This window comes from Psychroflexus maritimus, from assembly GCF_011089875.1.
Classification (GTDB): Bacteria; Bacteroidota; Bacteroidia; order Flavobacteriales; family Flavobacteriaceae; genus Psychroflexus; species Psychroflexus maritimus.
Window position 1 is genome coordinate 1 of sequence record NZ_JAANAS010000032.1, and the last position, 17,688, is coordinate 17,688.

The 17,688-nt window shown below is 33.7% G+C and carries 15 protein-coding genes; 11 read left to right on the forward strand and 4 right to left on the reverse strand.

The genetic code is table 11. The features are described 5' to 3' along the window. Both G7034_RS02495 and G7034_RS02500 read right to left on the reverse strand, forming a co-directional pair. Positions 1-2,412, reverse strand: a 2,412-nt coding sequence (locus tag G7034_RS02495; protein WP_166399384.1) for a PKD domain-containing protein, incomplete at its 3' end; no start/stop codon positions are given. Positions 2,413-2,414: 2 nt separating this feature from the next. Continuing rightward, positions 2,415-2,828 (reverse strand): hypothetical protein, encoded by a 414-nt coding sequence (locus tag G7034_RS02500; protein WP_166399385.1) that lies wholly within the window; start codon positions 2,826-2,828, stop codon positions 2,415-2,417. A 149-nt stretch (positions 2,829-2,977) separates the two neighbouring features. Here G7034_RS02500 and folE point away from each other — a divergent pair, with 149 nt between their 5' ends. The 6 genes from folE (at position 2,978) to G7034_RS02530 (ending at position 7,559) form a co-directional block, all read left to right on the forward strand. Beyond that, entirely contained in the window at positions 2,978-3,655 is a 678-nt protein-coding gene (gene folE / locus G7034_RS02505) for a GTP cyclohydrolase I FolE (protein WP_166399386.1), read from the forward strand. Positions 3,656-3,666: 11 nt separating this feature from the next. After that, a complete protein-coding gene (gene cysS, locus G7034_RS02510; RefSeq protein WP_166399387.1) occupies positions 3,667-5,163 on the forward strand; it encodes a cysteine--tRNA ligase in 1,497 nt (498 codons plus the stop codon). A 10-nt stretch (positions 5,164-5,173) separates the two neighbouring features. Beyond that, positions 5,174-5,413 carry a membrane protein insertion efficiency factor YidD gene (gene yidD, locus G7034_RS02515; protein ID WP_166399388.1) on the forward strand — a complete coding sequence of 80 codons (240 nt, stop codon included), beginning with the start codon at positions 5,174-5,176 and terminating at the stop codon, positions 5,411-5,413. 140 nt (positions 5,414-5,553) lie between these two features. Beyond that, positions 5,554-6,027, forward strand: coding sequence for a copper resistance protein NlpE (locus G7034_RS02520; RefSeq protein ID WP_166399389.1), 474 nt, complete (start codon positions 5,554-5,556; stop codon positions 6,025-6,027). A 71-nt stretch (positions 6,028-6,098) separates the two neighbouring features. Further along, positions 6,099-7,157 (forward strand): o-succinylbenzoate synthase, encoded by a 1,059-nt coding sequence (locus G7034_RS02525; RefSeq protein WP_166399390.1) that lies wholly within the window; start codon positions 6,099-6,101, stop codon positions 7,155-7,157. 57 nt (positions 7,158-7,214) lie between these two features. Then, on the forward strand, positions 7,215-7,559 hold the full coding sequence (locus tag G7034_RS02530; protein ID WP_166399391.1) for a DoxX family protein: 345 nt from the start codon (positions 7,215-7,217) through the stop codon (positions 7,557-7,559). Position 7,560: 1 nt separating this feature from the next. Here the strand turns inward: G7034_RS02530 and G7034_RS02535 are convergent, their stop codons facing one another. Continuing rightward, a complete protein-coding gene (locus tag G7034_RS02535) occupies positions 7,561-7,848 on the reverse strand; it encodes a DUF3817 domain-containing protein (protein WP_166399392.1) in 288 nt (95 codons plus the stop codon). Between the two features lie 329 nt (positions 7,849-8,177). On the opposite strand from G7034_RS02535, the gene galE reads away from it, so the two are divergent. From galE to G7034_RS02550, 3 genes are all read left to right on the forward strand, one after another. Continuing rightward, positions 8,178-9,200, forward strand: a complete 1,023-nt coding sequence (galE, locus tag G7034_RS02540) for a UDP-glucose 4-epimerase GalE (RefSeq protein ID WP_166399393.1) — start codon at positions 8,178-8,180, stop codon at positions 9,198-9,200. A gap of 5 nt (positions 9,201-9,205) precedes the next feature. Beyond that, positions 9,206-10,897 (forward strand): energy-dependent translational throttle protein EttA, encoded by a 1,692-nt coding sequence (gene ettA, locus G7034_RS02545; RefSeq protein WP_166399394.1) that lies wholly within the window; start codon positions 9,206-9,208, stop codon positions 10,895-10,897. Positions 10,898-11,194: 297 nt separating this feature from the next. Continuing rightward, a complete protein-coding gene (locus tag G7034_RS02550) occupies positions 11,195-13,159 on the forward strand; it encodes an endonuclease (RefSeq protein ID WP_166399395.1) in 1,965 nt (654 codons plus the stop codon). Between the two features lie 105 nt (positions 13,160-13,264). On the opposite strand, the gene G7034_RS02555 is transcribed toward G7034_RS02550, so the two are convergent. Then, the gene (locus G7034_RS02555; RefSeq protein ID WP_166399396.1) at positions 13,265-14,485 is read right to left on the reverse strand and encodes an OmpA family protein; all 1,221 of its coding nucleotides are present in this window, start codon (positions 14,483-14,485) and stop codon (positions 13,265-13,267) included. A gap of 104 nt (positions 14,486-14,589) precedes the next feature. Between G7034_RS02555 and G7034_RS02560 the strand changes: the two genes are divergently transcribed. Together G7034_RS02560 and G7034_RS02565 are read left to right on the forward strand one after the other, a co-directional pair. Further along, positions 14,590-17,196, forward strand: a complete 2,607-nt coding sequence (locus G7034_RS02560) for a hypothetical protein (protein WP_166399397.1) — start codon at positions 14,590-14,592, stop codon at positions 17,194-17,196. Between the two features lie 60 nt (positions 17,197-17,256). Next, positions 17,257-17,685 carry a lipocalin-like domain-containing protein gene (locus tag G7034_RS02565; protein WP_166399398.1) on the forward strand — a complete coding sequence of 143 codons (429 nt, stop codon included), beginning with the start codon at positions 17,257-17,259 and terminating at the stop codon, positions 17,683-17,685. The last annotated feature ends 3 nt before the right edge of the window (positions 17,686-17,688 follow it).

Sequence of the window (17,688 nt, forward strand, 5' to 3'; positions counted from 1 at the left end):
TGCTAAATCTTCAAAGTAAGAGATGCTGTAATCTTGGATAGTTTGATTAGGCCCTAAAACTAATTCATTTTGTTGAGTCAGGTCAAAAAATACTTCTCCGTTTTCAAAATTAGATTCACATTCTTCAATATCAGGAATAGGAGTTGTGCCTATTTCTACGTTAAGTAGTTTAATATTAAATGAATATAATTCAGCGCATCCTCCTGTTTCGGGGGTGTTTTGTAGACGAATAAAAATGGTCTGTTCATCAACCCCAAAAGGTAGATTGTAATTTTCTGGGTTTTCAATACTATTAATACCCTCATCAGCATCTGCTTCAGTTAAATAATACGTGGTATTAACATTTTCTGGACTTTCTAAACCTAATGTATTTTCATTATTTTGAGTTAAATCAAAGCTTTGAGAGAAAGTAAAATCGCCACATAATTCAAAATCTTCTACATTACTAGAATCTTCAACCTCAGGACGTTTATATACTTCAACAATCGTGCTACTTGATTCGTTACAGCTGAGGTTGTTGTCTTTGCTTACCGTAACTGTATAAGTACCTTCTTCATCTACCAGTAGTTCTTCTTCTGTTTCTCCTTCAATAACTTCATTGTCTTTAAACCACTGATAGTTTAGATTGTTATAATTAAACCCTTCATCAATAAAAGGAATAATTTCTGATGTTATTGTATTAGAATCTCCTTCACAAAAGCCAAACTCAACTTCGGTTAAAACTTCAAAAGCGTACTCTAACTCAATACTAGATTCTGAAGTTTCTTCTATTACATCACCATTACAGTTAGTGTAAACTATTTCTGCAGTATAAAAATCTTCATCAATTACAGGAACGTTAATGATTTCTTCATCTGAAAAAAAGTTACCATCTTGGTCAAGCCATTGAAATTCATAATTAGGTTCACCATCTGGCACAAACCTCCATGCTTCATTTTGGGCATTCCATGACCCCAAGTTTCTATTAGGTGGAGCATATCCTTGATTGGCACTATCATTTTGAATTCCTAATACCGCCAAATCACTATTCCATGAACACCCATTTGGTTTGTTTTCAATATAAAAATCTATTGCATTAGTAGTTTCGTACAAAACAATCATAAAAGTTGATTTTTTTTCTGTACATGAAAAAAAAGCTACATCTTTAAAACTTACAACAAATGTTCTACATGGGGCTTCACCTATGATTTCCCAGGCTATTTCAGTGTCTGAATTATTCACTGCTGGATTCATGTCATGATTCAACATAATGTTTGCGTCATTCATAGCTTCAACATTGTCTGGAATTGGGTTTGAATCTTGAAGATCCCATAGGTTAGTTCCAGATGGGTTTTGAAAACTGATAATACCATTAGAACCTACTTTAATTTCGGTTTGCACATCACCAAAATAACAAAAGTCAAATGGGAGTTGGATGTTAGGGGACCATACATCATCGGTATTTACAGATATAGGGTTAGATAAACCCTCATAAGGAAATGGTGGATTATAATCGATACTTTCTACTCTATATTGATCTGTTAGTCCTGTTTCTAAAAAATCAGCTTCTATACTTACTGTCTCTGGTTCACCATCATAGCATTCATAATCAATGTTGGTTGTAGTGATTTCAGTTTCTACATTAGGGCAACCTGAGGGTGCTTCTCCAGCATCAAATGTAACGCTAACATTAGTTTGAACTACTTCTACATTTTCGCAACCATTTGCATCAGTAACTGAAAGCGTTACCTGATATTCGCCTAAAGACGCGTAAGTATGTGTGACTACTTGACCAGTAGCAGTATTACCATCACCAAAGTCCCACTCATAAACTGCTCCTTCTGAAAAATCATCACTAAAATCACCTCCTCCAGTAAAGGTTATTTCTTCAGAAAAACCTGTAATATATGTGTCGTCAGAAATTTCGCTTGGCTGTACATCTAAAATTTCAGGAAAAATTATTTGACATGGTACTTGGCAGGAAATGTCTGCTTCAAAGCCTGATTCAAAACCTGGGATTCCCGCTGAATTTATATCCATTACAATAGTTAAACAACCAGATGAATTAAAGTCTGATGCTACAATACCATCAGAAAGCTCATCGTTAGCATTTAAAGTGCCTAAAAAACTTCCAATCAGTGGATCATTATCAGGATCATCACCGTCATGAATTTCAAAATAATTACCCGAACTATTATCAATAAAAAAGGTTGTAAATTCTAAAACTACTCTCAAATCATCTCCATCAGGACATAGTGTAAAAATTTGTTCATTAGGAGTGGTTTCAATTGTTCCTCCTGGGCCTCCACCATTGTCATTCAATACCCCATCACAAGTAGTAGCGGTCTCTCCATCTTCAAATGTGAAGTTTTGTGAAAAACCAAATTGTACAAGTAAACTAAAAAATATATAAATGTAATTTTTATTCATCATTTTTATTTGTTTGGTTCTACAATTACTACATAATTGGTATCATCTATGTGAATGATTGTTTTTTCAGTTAGTTGTTCTAATCCATACTTAAATGGATTAAACTTGGTCGGTAAAAACTTTTCAGTTCTATAGGATTTTTTTGAAATTATAGGATAATCTGAAAGCTTATTTTTAATGTGTTTTGGTGTTTTCCTATTTTGAACTAAATAAATATTTGTTGTTAAGAACTCTTTCATCTCATCAATTACCTCCGGTTTAGAGGTATAAATTTCTTTGGCTTCATTTCCATATCGCTCAGAGAAAAAACTCATTACGTTACTAGTATTTATTTTAATCGCGTTCTTTGGTTGTCCAAAACCAACAAAAACGCTTAAGAATAGAATGATTAAAAGGCTGTGTTTTGAAAAACATTTCATTGAAAACAAATTTTAAAATTTCGGTATAAAACTATGAATAAAATTTAATATAGTCTTAATATTGCAATTTAAAATAACTATAACAATTAAATAAGCACTTAGCTATCGAATTAATTTATATTTGCTGTTAAAAAAAATTGCTAGAAGTTATGGAAATTGATGAAAAATTGAAAGAAATTGAAGAAATGGGAGATAATCACGTAGGTACTTCTACAAACACTCCAATGAGAGAAAATGCCTTTGAAGTACCAGATGATGAAAAAATGGATAAAATTATCCAAAACGTACAAGAAATTATGCACACCTTAGGCTTAGACCTAAATGATGATAGCTTAAGCGGAACGCCTAAACGCGTGGCTAAAATGTACGTGAAAGAAATATTTTCTGGCTTAGATCCAAAAAACAAGCCCAAAGCCTCTACCTTCGAAAATAAATACAATTACGGAGAAATGCTAGTAGAAAAAAACATTACCTTATATTCTACTTGTGAGCACCATCTTTTACCTATTGTTGGTAGAGCACATGTTGCTTATATTTCTAGCGGAAGGGTAATTGGACTTTCTAAAATGAATCGTATTGTTGATTATTACGCTAAACGTCCTCAGGTTCAAGAACGCCTTACTATGCAAATTGTAAAAGAATTACAAGAAGCTCTAGGAACAGAAGATGTGGCCTGTGTTATTGATGCTAAACACCTGTGCGTAAATAGTCGTGGTATTAGAGATATTGAAAGCTCTACGATTACAAGTGAGTTTGGTGGAAAGTTCAAAGAAAAAGAAACCAAAAAAGAATTTTTAGACTATATTAAACTAGATACTGTTTTTTAAAACAACAAAGAATGCCAAATTACCAGCATCAAGCCTTGAAGATTTACAATTCCTTAACTGGCGAAAAAGAGAAGTTAACAAGCATCACTCCCGGCAATATTGGAATGTATGTTTGTGGACCTACCGTTTACAATAAGGTACATTTAGGGAATTGTAGAACTTTTATTTCATTCGATTTAGTTTTTAGGTACCTTAAATACTTAGATTATAAAGTTAGATACGTTAGAAATATTACTGATGCGGGTCACTTGGAAAACGATGCTGAGGAAGGTGAAGATAGAATTGCCAAAAAAGCAAGATTAGAGTCGCTTGAACCCATGGAAATTGTTCAGAAATACACAGTTGATTTTCACCAAATTCTTGCTACATTTAATAATCATCCGCCTAGCATTGAGCCAACTGCAACCGGGCATATTATTGAGCAAATTGAAATCGTGAAATCGATTATTGATAAAGGCCTTGCCTACGAATTTAACGGAAGTGTTTACTTTGATGTGCTGAAGTACAATGAAACTGAAGAATACGGTATTTTAAGTGGTAGGAAAGTAGAAGAATTAATGGCTAATACTAGAGATCTTACAGGACAATCTGAAAAGAAAAATCCACAAGATTTTGCGCTATGGAAAAAAGCTGAACCACAACACATTATGCGCTGGCCCTCACCTTGGGGAATTGGTTTTCCTGGTTGGCATTTAGAATGTACGGCTATGAGCACGAAGTATTTAGGTAATCGATTTGATATTCACGGTGGCGGAATGGATTTAAAATTTCCTCACCACGAATGTGAAATAGCTCAAGGTAAAGCTTCTACGGGAGAAGAGCCAGTGAATTTTTGGATGCACGCCAACATGCTTACTTTGAATGGTAAGAAAATGGCAAAAAGTACGGGGAATAATATTTTACCAGAGGAAATTTTTACAGGTAATAACCCCAATCTTTCTAAAGCTTATTCGCCTGCTGTAGCTCGCTTTTTTATGTTACAAGCACATTACAGAAGCGTTTTAGACTTTTCTGATGAAGCACTTCAGGCCGCTGAAAAAGGCTTTTACCGTTTAATGGAGGCTTACAAGAATATTAGTCAGCTTCCATTTTCAGAGCAATCTAGTTTTGATGTAGATGCCTTTGAACAAAAGTGTTTTGATGCTATGAATGACGATTTTAACAGCCCTGTTTTAATCGCTCATTTGTTTGATGCAGTTAAGTTAATTAATTCGGTAAAAGCAGGAAAAGCTGAATTGACCCAGAAGGATGCTACAAAATTGGAGCAGGTTATAGGCGATTTTGTTTTTGAAGTAATGGGGATTCATAAAAATCAATCGGATGTGCAACAAACCTCTACGGGAGAAACAAAAGTATCTGAACTTGTTGAAATGCTCATCGATTTGAGAAATAAAGCAAGAGCAAATAAAGACTTTGCAACGAGCGATAAAATTAGAAATCAGCTTATTGAAATGGGTATTGAGTTAAAAGACGCCCAAGGCAAAACCGAGTTTAGTATTAAATCTTAAGCCCTTATTCATGTACAAGCTACTGAAGAAATTGATGGTTTTTGTCATTCGAATTTATCAGTATGCGATTTCGCCTTTTACACCTTCAAGTTGTCGGTTTGCTCCAACCTGCTCTGCTTATAGTGTAGAAGCTATCCAAAAACACGGACCATTCAAAGGTTTTTGGTTAAGTTTGAAGCGTATTTCTAAATGTCACCCCTGGGGCAGTAGTGGTTACGATCCGGTTCCAGAAGTTGAAAAAGAAAAATGATTTTTACTAACTTTGAGATGACTCAATTTGAAGTATAAAACCAGTTTTTTTGAATTTTTTGTAAAGTAAAAAAAAACCTTTTATCGTGGTAATTTTAACTGATATAAAATACTTCACTTATCTTTGCCCAAAACAAAAACATGAAAAAAAATAGCTTAGGAATTTTAGTTGTTGCTTTTGCGCTCTCATTTTCTTGCAAAGAAACCCCGAAAGAAAACAATCAAGTAAATCAAACTAATAATTCAGTAGAATCGGTAGAAGAATCTTCATCAAATTATAGTGCTAACTCTCAAAATTCTTTAGATTGGGGAGGGACTTATCACGGCGAATTACCCTGTGCTAGTTGCGCTTATATTCAAACTTCAATCAGCTTGAATTATGATGAAACTTATGTTTTGACTACCATCCACATTGGTAAAGAAGAGGAGATTAAAAACACTAAACGCGGTAATTTCAAGTGGATTGATGGTCAATTTGTTGAACTTCAGGGTATTCCTGACGGCGAACAAGCAAAACTTTATAAGGTTGAAGAAAATAGATTACGTCAATTGGACCTTGAAGGGAACGTAATTGAAGGTGAATTAGCAGATAAATACTTGCTTTTTCAAGAGTAACCCGCAAAACCTTAGTATTTCTCTATGAAAAAATGAATTCATAAACCTTTACATTTGTTCAAAATCAATGCATGAAAGCAAAGTATTCTAAGTACGTTTTAGATTTTAAACGCCCAAGCGGAACTTCAAGAGGAGTTTTAAAAACCAAAGAAACTTGGTTTATTCAGTTGTCTGAAGGAGCTAATTTTGGCATTGGAGAATGTGGGATTTTACGGGGTCTATCTATTGATGACCGACTTGATTATGAAGAGAAACTTAAGTGGACTTGCGCACATATTCATTTAGGTGAAGCTGAATTACTTGCTCAATTGATTGAATTTCCTTCTATTCAATTTGGCTTAGAAACAGCTTTTCGCTCGTTGAAGGCACATCAAAAAACAAATGATGCTTTTCAGTTGTTTTCATCAAAATTTTCTGAAAGTAAAGAAGGAATGAAAATTAACGGACTGATCTGGATGGGAGAATTTGAGTTCATGAAAGAACAAATTCAAGAAAAAATAAACCAAGGCTTCAGTTGTATAAAAATGAAAATAGGGGCTATTGATTTTGAAAAAGAAATTCAATTATTAAAACAAATCAGAACTCATTTTTCAGCTGAAAAAATTGAATTACGGGTAGATGCTAACGGAGCTTTTCATCCTGATGAGGCATTGACGAAAATTCAACAACTAAATGAATTCAATTTACATAGCATAGAACAGCCTATTGCTGTTAAGCAGTACCAAGAAATGAAAACATTATGCGCAAAAACTCCATTGCCTATTGCTTTAGACGAAGAGCTTATTGGTGTTTTTAATCAGGCGGATAAAAAGCAAATGCTGGATCAAATTCGTCCGCAATTCATCATCCTTAAACCGAGTTTAATTGGAGGTTTTCAAGGAAGTGAAGAATGGATTAAACTTGCTGAAGAAAGGAATATTGGCTGGTGGATAACAAGCGCTTTAGAAAGTAATATCGGTCTTAATGCAATTGCTCAATTTACCTATACCAAAAATGTAAGTATGCCTCAAGGACTTGGAACGGGCAGTTTATATACTAATAATTTAGACAGCCCTCTTCAAATTAAAGGCGAAGAAATTTGGTATCAATCCACTCAAAAATGGATGCCGGTTAATTCGATTTTTAAATGAAATATTCACCTATAATTTTACTTAGCTCCTTCAGGAATTAATCATATCTTTCAACTAATGAACTTATTTACAGCATTGACAATTTTTTCAGCATTTTCATTTGTGATTTATGGAGTAAGGTCATTAACTACTGAACACATGAAGTTAGAGTTTAATCGCTATGGTCTGCAAAAATTTAGAATAGTAGTTGGCTCTTTAGAAATTATAGGAGGCTTAGGTCTTATTGGCGGATTGTATTTTCCACCCCTTTATGTAGTGGCTTCCGGAGGATTGTTTTTGCTTATGATGCTAGGAACAGCAACTCGAATTTATATCAAAGATCCATTACCACAGACTTTACCTGCTTTTATGTTCATGTTGGTCAACGCCTATTTGCTTGGGGTAGCTTTAGATATTTTCTAAATTAAACATTTGGCAAATACTTTTTATCAGCGTAAAAAGGACCAAAAGGCAAAACCGAACACAGCATAACAATTCCTAAAACTTTGAAAGTCCAATTGAGCTTTTCATACATCCAATAGGCCCCAAACAAATACATAACAAATAAAATTCCGTGCGCCATTCCAACTACTCTTACATATTCCGGCATATCCCAAATGTATTTAAGTGGCATAGCAATAAATAATAAAAGTAAAAAAGAAATAGCTTCTAAAAAGCTAACAATTTTAAAAATTCTGATACTTGTATTCATAGTAAAGTTTTGAGTTTGCAAATTTACGGAACAAAGTAAATTTTCAAGAGGTTTTTACTTCTTTTTCTCATTTTGTACGCAAAGTGATTATCAATTTTAGTAAATTTACCTCTTTAAAATAAATGTTACTCAAATCCTTATTAAAATGAAACATAGATTTTCTATCTTCATTCAATAGGGAATGATTTTTCTGCTTTTCAAAAAAGTAAAATGATGATTGTAGCCATTCTATTTTAGAAATAATAATCAGTAATCTTTAAGTATTTCAGTTTTTAGGATTTATTGATTAACTTTTGTAACTGCGATTTAAAGAATTAAAATAAAAACCAATGAAAATATTAGTTACAGGTGGTTTAGGATTTATAGGATCACATACTGTTGTGGCTTTGATTGAAAAAGGCTATGAAGTTTTAATTATTGATAATTTATCAAATTCATCCATCAGTGTTTTAGAGGGAATAACAAAGATAACTTCAGTAACTCCCAATTTTACTAAATTAGATGTTAGAGATAAAATCAAATTACGTGAGTTTTTTGAAAAAAACCAAGCTATACAAGGCGTAATTCATTTTGCAGCTTCTAAGGCGGTAGGCGAGAGTGTTGAGAACCCACTTTTGTATTATGAAAATAACATTAATGCATTAGTTCATTTACTTAAAGAGGTTAAAGCATTAGAGCATCAAAATTTTATATTTAGCTCATCGTGTACAGTTTATGGTCAAGCCGATGAGTTACCAATTACAGAAGATGCTCCGGTAAAACCTGCCGAGTCGCCTTATGGAAACACCAAGCAAATAGGGGAGGAGATCATTAAAGATAGCACTAAAGTTAACCCTGAAATGAAAGCTATTGCCTTGCGTTATTTTAATCCAATAGGGGCTCATCCTTCTACTGAAATAGGCGAATTACCCATTGGAGTTCCTCAAAATTTAATTCCTTTTATTACACAAACCGCCGTTGGAAAAAGAGAAAAGCTTTCGGTTTTTGGAAAGGATTATCCAACCGAAGACGGAACTTGTATTAGAGATTATATTCACGTAGTAGATTTAGCTGAAGCTCATATTGTTGCTCTAGAACGTTTGATGAAGAATAAAAATAAATCTAATTTTGAAGTGTTTAATTTAGGTACAGGAAAAGGAAATTCGGTTTTAGAAGTTATCACTACTTTTGAAAAAGTTGCTGCACAAAAACTGGCTTGGCAATTTGCAGACCGAAGACCTGGCGATGTGATTGCCGCCTATGCAGAAACCACAAAAGCCAATCAAGAATTGGGCTGGAAAACAAAATACAATCTTGCTGATGCCTTAAAAAGTGCATGGCAATGGGAGTTAAAATTAGCAAATAAAAATTAAAAAAAATGGCAGACGATAAGAAGATTATTTTTTCGATGTCGGGAGTAACAAAAACTTTCCCAGGGGCATCAAAACCTGTTTTAAATAATATTCATCTTAGCTTTTTCTACGGAGCTAAAATAGGAATCCTAGGGCTCAATGGTTCAGGGAAATCTACTTTGATGAAAATTATTGCAGGTAAAGAGACTAACTTTAGAGGTGACGTTGTGTTTTCCCAGGATTATTCCGTTGGTTTTTTAGCGCAAGAACCCGAATTAGATAATGAAAAAACCGTACTGGAAATCGTAAAAGAAGGAGCAGCAGAAACGGTGGCTATTCTTGACGAATACAATAAAATTAATGACGATTTTGGATTGCCTGAAGTCTATGAAAATCCAGATAAAATGCAAAAATTGATGGATAGACAGGCCGTTTTGCAAGATAAAATTGATGCCACTAACGCTTGGGAACTAGACAATAAGTTAGAATTAGCGATGGACGCCCTAAGAACACCTCCATCCGATAAAAAAATTGGCGTGCTTTCAGGAGGTGAACGAAGACGAGTAGCCTTGTGTAGATTGTTGCTTCAAGAACCAGATGTGCTTCTTCTAGATGAACCTACTAATCATTTAGACGCAGAGTCTGTTCATTGGCTTGAGCATCATCTTCAATCTTATAAAGGAACTGTAATTGCGGTAACTCATGATAGGTATTTCTTAGATAATGTGGCAGGCTGGATTTTAGAATTAGACCGGGGCGAAGGCATTCCTTGGAAAGGAAACTATTCTTCATGGTTGGAGCAAAAATCTAAACGTTTAGAACAAGAACAAAAACAAGAAAGCAAACGAAAAAAGAACCTTGAACGCGAACTAGAATGGGCAAGGATGTCGCCTAAAGGAAGACAAACTAAACAGAAAGCTAGGTTGAAGAATTATGACAAATTACTCAACCAAGACCAACAGAAACTAGACGATAATTTAGAAATTTATATTCCTAATGGCCCACGATTAGGAACCAACGTGATTGATGCCAAAGGTGTAAGCAAGGCTTATGGAGATAAATTATTGTATGACGATTTAAATTTCAGTTTGCCACAAGCAGGTATAGTTGGAATTATTGGTCCTAACGGAGCAGGTAAAACTACCATTTTTAGAATGATTATGGGCGAAGAACAACCTGATGGAGGAAGTTTTGACGTAGGAGAAACTGCAAAAATTGCTTATGTTGATCAAGCACATTCTAATATAAATCCACAAAAAACCATCTGGGAAAATTTTAGTGACGGGCAAGAACTTATTATGATGGGTGGAAGAAAGGTAAACTCCAGAGCCTATTTAAGTCGATTTAACTTTAGCGGTAGCGAACAAAATAAAAAAGTAGAAACCCTTTCTGGAGGTGAGCGAAACCGACTTCATTTAGCCATGACACTGAAGGAAGAAGGTAACGTATTATTACTGGATGAGCCTACTAATGATTTAGATGTAAATACGCTTCGAGCCTTAGAAGAAGGGCTTGATAATTTTGCTGGATGTGCTGCAGTAATTTCTCACGACCGTTGGTTCTTAGATCGAATTTGTACACATATTTTAGCCTTTGAAGGCGACTCACAAGTTTATTTCTTTGAAGGAAGTTTTAGTGATTATGAAGAGAATAAAAAGAAACGATTGGGAGGAGATTTAATGCCTAAACGGATTAAGTATAAAAAGTTAACTCGATAAGAACTTCGCTTAATTCTCTAAAATAGTTTCAGCCTGACATCAAATTTAAAGTTTGTTAGGCTGTTTTTTTTTAGACAAGAATGCTTCTTTGACTTTGTTTCATAACGAATGACAAGTCTATTTTGAAGGCTAGTGTTTTTCCTGTATATCAGCCTAATTTTGCATTTGTGTTAAACGAAGTATTCTTTAAATCACCTGTTTTTAATTAAAAAGTAATTAATTCTTCCCTTTAAGATAATACCTTAACATTTTAGATATTTTGAATTTCTTATATTTGCAAAATATACCCCTATATTAATGAAAAATATAATTTTATTGATAGGCCTATTTTTTTATGGCTTTACAAACGCACAGGTTATCATAAACGAAGTAGATGCCGACACACCAGGTATTGACGATATGGAGTTTATTGAATTAAAAACACCAAATTCTTTCACTGCTTTAGATGGATACGTATTGGTTCATTTCAATGGATCTAACTTTGGAAACAACGAAGTTTATTGGGCTTTAGATTTAGATGATTTTGAAACTGATGTAAATGGACTTTTTACAATAGGTGGCCCCGAGTTATCACCAGTGCCTAATCATTATATTCCTACTAATTCAATTCTTAACGGAAACGCAGCATTTGGAATATACACAGGTTCCTCAGCCGATTTTTCTGAAGGAACTCAAGCTACAACGACAAACTTAATTGACGCATTAGTTTATAGTGTAAATAATCCGCCAAGTCAGACCCTTCTTGATTTAATGGGAGAAACAGAACATCTTGACGAAAACCTTAATGGGAGTAAAGATTTTGAGTCTATACAACGTAATAATGAAGGCGATTGGGTTATAGCTGAACCCACACCAAGAGCCTTAAACGATGGTTCAGGTGTTACACTTAATGGGGTAGCTATTAAGTTTAATGAAGCTATTATTGAAGAAGGAGATATTATCGAAATAGAATTTGAAACCGATTTTCCCGTTGAAGAAGACTTGGTTATTGATTTTACATTAGCAAATGATGATTTTATTCAAAATGATTTTGATGGCGAAACAAGTGTAACTATTCCTTTTGGAGAAACTTCAGCTTCAACAACAATTGATATGCTTTTGGATAATCAGCCTGAAGATGATGAGTTAATGATTATCTCCATGCTGCCTCTTGACCAAACCACTTACATGAAAAATAATAATAATATTCAAGTATGGGTATTAGACGCAGATTTTTTTGTTTCTCCTTACGGAACACCTGCAGAACCTACTTATGGTTTAGTTCAAAAAGCTATTCCACAAGGATATTATGATGGTTTGGATGGAAAATCTGGAGAAGAACTCAAGCAAGCATTAAAAGACATAATAGCTGAAGAAGGCGTAGTAAGAATTCATCCTTATGAAGATGTTTGGGGAATGCTTAATGAATTAGATCAAAACCCTAAAAACTCAAATCAAGTATGGCGAATTTACACGGAATCTCCTGAACAAAAATTTTTAAGACAACGAACTTCAAGTGGAGTTGGAAGATGGAATCGTGAACATGTGTTTCCCCAATCAAGAGGTGGTTTTTCTTCTTATGGTGATTTTGATGATTTTTCTACAGGAATTAATAGTTGGCAAATTACCAGTGTTGATTCATTAAGGCATGGCTATTCAGATATTCACTCATTAAGAGTAGCCGATGCTACCGAAAATACTGTGCGTGGGAATAAACATATTGGTCAATATACTGGTCCTTCAGGAAATCAAGGTAGCTTTTATGGTGATGTCTCGCGTTCTGCTTTTTACATGGCTATGAGGTACAATGGACTTGAACTAGTAGAAGGTTTTCCTACTGAAACACAAAACGGTCAACTTGGAGATTTAACTACTATGCTAGATTGGCATGAACTAGACCCGCCAGATGATTTTGAAATGAATAGAAACAACTTAGCTTGGAATTGGCAAAGAAATCGAAATCCATTTATAGATTTACCTGAATTAGTAGATTATGTTTTTGGTGATAAGCAAGACCAAGTATGGAATAACCCTATGTCTGCCGAAGATTTTAATCAGCAAAGTTTCAGTATTTACCCCAATCCTTCAGCTGATGGAAGATTTTTTATAGAAGGATTAGAAGAAAAAGCAAATATTCAACTATTTACTATGCAAGGAAAAAGAGTTCATCTGCAAAAAATACAAGCTAATGAAGCTGTTGAATCAAATTTAAGCTCCGGAACATACCTGTTAAAAATTGATACCAAAACATCTTCAAGCTCTACAAGAGTTATAATTAAATAGCTAGACTTTTTACCTTACAATAAAGCCAAATAAACAAACAAGTTTATTTGGCTTTATTGTTAAATGACATCAATTTAATTACTGGGCTTAACTCATTCAAAGAAGCTACCTCCTTATAATTAATCTAACCTCTACACGTCTAGCTTCGGCCAAGGAAGAAGCTTCATTGTCAATTCCTTTGTAATCGGTTAAAATCCGGTTTGGAGAAACCCCTTTATGCATAAGTTGTTTCTTTAATTCGTGAGCCCGTTTCATTGAAACCTGCTGGTTGTATTCTTTAGCCCCTGTTTTACTAGCAAAACCAGAAATCATCAAGTCAATTTGATCTTCCTTTTTCAGCAATTCTTTTAATTCATTAACTAAGCTAGCGTAGTTATCTTTTAGTTCAGTTGAGTTATTATCAAAATAAACAACTTCTTTAAAGCCTTTGTATTTTTCTTTTAATTCTTTGTATATGCGGTCTCTTTCGTTTTCAATTTGTTCTTTAATAGAAATGGTGTCTGTAAGTTTATTCTGATTTAGTTGAGTTACTCGAGCAGTTGAATTACTCCCTAAACTGTCTTTATTAATTGAAATAAGTTGATCAATTTTTGCATGAAGCAAATAAACTTGATTCTTTAATCGAATCATTTCTTCATCTATTTTTGATCTTGGGCTTGCTTTAATTTGCAGTGAGTCGCTTTGTTGTAATTCAGCTTGCAAGCTGTCTAGGCGAGAAAGCACTTCTTTGTTTTGGGTAGTATCAACTGTTGTGCTTCGCTGAACAATAACGCCTTGGGGAGTCCTAATATTTCTTTGTTGTGTTCTTACCACAACTTCATCGCTTTTTCCATTTAAAACCCTAACTTCTGGCTGTTGTTGCTTTAATTGTTCAATTTCTCTACGTAATACGCTAAACTCTCTTAATAATTCTTGATTTTGATTGGTTTGATTTTCGTTGAAATTCTCAATAACTTGCAAAAAATCTTTCATTTCTTGAGAATTTAATTGTTTTGCATTTTCCTCAGAAGAAATACTACTTGATCTTAAATTTACTTGATTTTCATTCGTTTCAATGGTAGAATTTTTTTCTGTTTTTTTTTCGTTCGTTTCAGTTGAAGAAATGCTATAGTTTTCTTTCTCTAAAAGTTGATTTTTCAATTTGTCTTCAGAAATTTGAAAGGTATCTATGTTATCAGAGGACCTTGCTTTTTTTAGTTCGTAGAGTTTAATGGCTAGCTCTTGAAGATGTTCTTCAGAAATAACCACCTCACCTTCTTCTTGAGCAATCAAAAGCGAGAAAGGTAAAATTATTAATTGTAGAAAGAATGCTACTTTTTTTTTCATTTTTTTTAATTTTATGGCTAAAGTATTAAGTTATTTTTATTTGTTCTGCTTTTTATAGGTAAATTTAATTTATTTTTGTAATTTAATAATTAAATATTATTTAAATGAAAAAATCAATACTCTACACAATTTTATTAGTGACTAGCTATAGTTTTTCTCAAATGAAAGACATCAGTTTTACTTTATCTCCAATGGCTGAATACACATGGTGGGATGAACAATCTGGATTAGAAGATAATTTATTATATGGAGGGAAAGTGGGTTTTGGCTTTGGACAATACCTCGAGTTGAATGGTATATATATGACTAACAGGAGCATGAGCACTGATTTTAGTTCTTTTGGAAATGGAATAGATGCCAATTTAATTCCACAAAGAGATGTTCGTGTAGATCAATACGGAGGAGAATTAAAAATCAACCTTTCTACCAGTGCAATTTCTCCTTATTTCACTTTAGGAACAGGTATTCAACAACTTCAGCTAGAAGATCAAGAAAAAAACGCACAAATATATGCTAGTTTTGGTCTAGGCTTGAGACTAGCTTTATCTAAGCGTATTAATTTTTTAATTGAAGGTAGAGCTTTAGGTTTCCAAAATAATTCTGTAACTAATTTGTTAACCAGTCAGGATAGAGATGATTTAGGTATTTTAGCCAGCAATTATGAGCGTGAAGATCTTTTAAACTTTAGTGCTATTGCTGCTCTTCAAATTTATTTAGGAGGCAGAAAACCTGGAGAGCTTTCTGATTTAGATCAAGCTTATTTAAATGCGTATAAAAATAACTTTAAAGGATGGTCTTGGATTATAGAGCCAAGTGTTGCTTATATTGACTTCGACTCAAATTCACTGTACCGAGATACTTATTTAGGAGGGGGATATTTTGGTGTAGATTTTAATGAATATGTTGGGGTAAGGGCTTACTTTTTTCAATCTATGGAAGACGAAAAATTATCTTTAGACTTTGACCGCATGAATATGTATGGTTTTGAATTTAGGGCAAAACTGAACGATGGTAATGGAGTAACCCCTTATTTAATTTTGGGCGGCGGTCAATTGGTAACTCAGTCTAATTACGAAACGAGTATCGCTTCAATTAATGCCCCTAACAGCACTTTTGCAAATGCAGGTCTTGGTTTAGATATCCCGTTAGGAAAAAACTTTCTGATTACTGGTGGGGTAAGAGCAATGGCTTCTTCAGAAAGAAGTAACGCTAACCTTTTAGCCCCTGAAGCTCTTCAAACTCACTTGATGTATAATGCAGGGGTGAAATTACAACTGGGTAAAAAGCACAAAATTGATTTAAATGATGAGTTAGAAGAAACTCCATTAAAAGAAGATGCAACACAGAAAGATACTATAACAAACGATAGCTTAAATAAATACAAGATAGAGAAAGATAGGCTAAATGAAGAAAAATTGATGAAGTATGATCCTGTTCAAGATCGTGAAAACTACCGTAAACTTCAACAAATGAAGCTTGATTATAATGAAGAACTGGAAAAAATTGATAAGCAATTAGAACGCGCTTACGAACAAAATAACGTAACTAGAGCAGTACAGCTACTAGCAGCAAAAAAGCAAATTGAAGAAGCTTTACGCGATATTGAACGTACTGAAAAAATGCAAGGTACTTATGGTAAAGAAAACACTAGTGAAGAGTATTTAAAAATGACTCCAGATGAATTTGAGTCCTTAATTGATCGTATCTTACAAGGAATTGATGAAAAATACCAAGAGGAAACTAAAGAAAAATCTGTTAAAACTGAAGATAAAGTTTCTGAAAATGTGCTTAATCTTGAAGAACGATTAGCGAAGTTAGAACAACAACTTGCAGAACGTGATCAAGAGCTTTTAGCAAAACAAAAAGAACTTGATGAAGAGAATCAAGAAAGCAAAGAAAAGGCTAGTAAGGATACCTCATCACAAGTGGCTCCTTCAAATCAAGTAAAGACTGATTCTACTCAGCAAAAATCTGAAGCAGATCAAGCCTTTGAGGATGAAATGGAGTCTATTCTGGAGAAAAAAAACAATGAATTTAAACAACGAGAAAAAGAATTAGATCAACAAATGCAAGAGCTTGATAAAAGAATTAAGGCATTTGATGAAAAGCTAGAAAAGTCTTCAAAGACAACCACTGAAAAAAAAAGAACAGTGAGTCCTGAAGAAAATAAAACAACTAGCTCTGTAAAAAATAAAACTGATAAAAATGAAAAAGCAATAGAGTCTTCTTCTAGAAAAGTGATTTTTAACTCTACTATAGAAACGCGTAATAATGTTGGAAGTCAGTTTATTAGTAATGAAAAACCTTCTTGGATGTGGAGTTTTTTAAAGTATAAAGGGGCTGCAATTTATACAGGATTTAACACTGGAGAACAGACTACTTATAACTTAGGAATTAGAGGATACTATGGGTTGGGTAACTCGGCATTTGAAGCTGTTCCTGAGCTGTTATTTGGCTTTGGAGATGATGTTGCCTATGGTTCACAACTAAATATAATTTTACCCTTTACCATTAGTAAAAATAAAGGCTTAAAGGCTTATTTAGGAACCGGTGGAGGAGTTTTACACATCAATAATTCAACAGGAATTAATTACAACTTGTTAGTAGGTTCCTATATCAACTGGGGTAGAGGTAGAATTTTTATTGATTATACGGTAAGAAATACCTTTGATAACAACCACTTTTCTATAGGATATAGATTACCCTTTTAAAATAAAACGTAAATTTGCACAATTACAATAACCATAAATAATAAATTAAAAACAAGTAAAATGAAAAATAACTTAATCAAAATTTTAGCCCTAGTATTAGTCATAGCCATCACTTCATGCTCAAGCGATGATGATGGGTCAAGTGTATCTCAAGAAAGTAAGGATTTAGTAGGAGTATGGGATGTTGACTTTTTAATTGTAGATGGGCAAAATGAATTTAATGTACCTTGTATAGAACAAACTGAGTTTGAATTTAGAAATGATTTGACATACTCTGAACGAAATTTTGATGGAATTGATCCAGGTGATTGTTCTGTAGCATCAGATGCTAACGGCACTTGGGAAGATATTCAAGAAGGTGTTTTATTATTAAAACCAGCAGGTAATAATCCATCTAAAAGCTATACAATTGATTTTTTGCCTAACAACCGAATGGAATTATCTCAATTTGGCTCTTCAAAAGTGAGGATTTTTAAAAGGAAAAATTAGAAT